Origin of the sequence: Caballeronia sordidicola, from assembly GCF_001544455.2 — a bacterium.
GTDB classification, from domain to species: Bacteria; Pseudomonadota; Gammaproteobacteria; order Burkholderiales; family Burkholderiaceae; genus Caballeronia; species Caballeronia sordidicola.
Genome location: NZ_FCOC02000057.1, coordinates 1 through 1,463, shown reverse-complemented (window position 1 = coordinate 1,463; position 1,463 = coordinate 1). Strand labels below are relative to the sequence as shown.

Annotated in this window: 2 protein-coding genes and 1 pseudogene; all 3 read left to right on the top strand. The window is 53.6% G+C overall.

The genetic code is table 11. The features are described 5' to 3' along the window. A pseudogene (locus AWB64_RS30540) lies at window positions 1-534 on the top strand (hypothetical protein); the annotation flags it as partial. Window position 535: 1 nt separating this feature from the next. After that, complete coding sequence (locus tag AWB64_RS30535; protein ID WP_060859144.1) at window positions 536-820, top strand: PAAR domain-containing protein; 285 nt, start codon at window positions 536-538, stop codon at window positions 818-820. 5 nt (window positions 821-825) lie between these two features. Beyond that, on the top strand, window positions 826-1,463 hold a 638-nt coding region (locus tag AWB64_RS31820), incomplete at its 3' end, for a hypothetical protein (protein WP_157766743.1).

Below are 1,463 nucleotides of genomic sequence, written 5' to 3'. Positions count from 1 at the left end.
GGTGAGGGTGTCGTCGCCACGATGGGCAAGGTGGATTTTCGTTCAGACCGAAGCAAGCCTACCCGCGCGACGTTCGAGCGCGATTATCCTTCCACTTCGCAAGAATGGAACGAGTACGAAGCGCGCCATCGACAAGATATGTCCAGTTTCCCAGTCAAGCCAGGTGAGACTTTTGCGGAAGATGGATTCTATCGTTACGTGATTCACTCCCAACGCAGCCGCTTTGTTTTCAGCGGACGCAAGGGCGAGGTGGCAAGAAGCTACACCAACATTGTCAATGAAAAGGGCGAGCCAATGGATGGCAGCCCGCACTGGATTTGGGAAGCTGATCGCGCGGTGGAAGACCACTGCAGCGTTAACGATCCGTGCCCGCGCGATGGGCGGTGGACGTGGGCCAGTAACTATTCATTCAGAGATTACATGGGCAATAATAATCGGTTCTTTGAACGTCGTTTTGTGGCCGGGGAATTAATGCCTGAGCTTGAGCTGAATGGCACCCTCTCTCACTACTTGTGGACATGGATAGGAGTGTGACATGAGGCGCGCGTTCATCAAGCAGGGAGATCAGACCACGGCTGGCGGTTGGGTCATGGAAGGCATCGAGGATATGGAGCACGAGGGTACGCCTCTAAGTTTTATCTTTGCAAAAGTTTGGTGTCCCGCGTGTAATGCCGAGGGCTATATATTGCCGCATGCCGACTCGGCGCGTGAAGACTTCCAAATTATGACTCACTTTCCCGCGCTGGAATTCGACATTTGTGCGTGCAAATGCGACCCCAGGCCGCTTATTATCGCTTCTCAACATGACATGACGACATAGGTCTCATGCAACTTACTGGAACCATGCTTGTGTTGACGAGACATATTTTCTCGCGTCCATATTTTAATGCGCTGCGTGCTTACGTCTTGCTGTTTAAAGACAGGCAAGGCGATTGGTGCATTGACGCGCTGCGATCGGAACAAGGTCGCGCTATCACCTGTTTTTTATCGCCCTTCGATGCGATGATCGAGGCGGCACAGTTGGCGAGAAGTGGACAGTCTTGTCGGGTAATGCCAGCGTCGGATGTCGAGAAAAACCTGTTTTGTGATGCAGACGAAAGGGGACTATTAGCCGATATCGTTATGGGATGGACGGCGTGCAACAAGCAAATCATTACGCGGCCCGGTGGAGCATTTGGCAGGAGCGCCACCGTTATGCACCATTGGGCGGTGTATCCCTCGCAGTTCGAAGTCGATGAATTCATACTTGCCGAATACGTCGGGTATCGGGAGCGTGCTGGCCTTTTTGCGTGGCAGGAAACCGCGGCTGGTTTTCTGCGCTGGCCCGACGAACGTCGGTACGAACTGGCCGAACGTGCGCTTGCATCGACCGAGCTAACACACGGGACGGCACAAGATTGCGACGAAATCGCATTGTACGATCCTGAGTTCGAGCAATGGCATTTTGTGCCGTACACCGGACG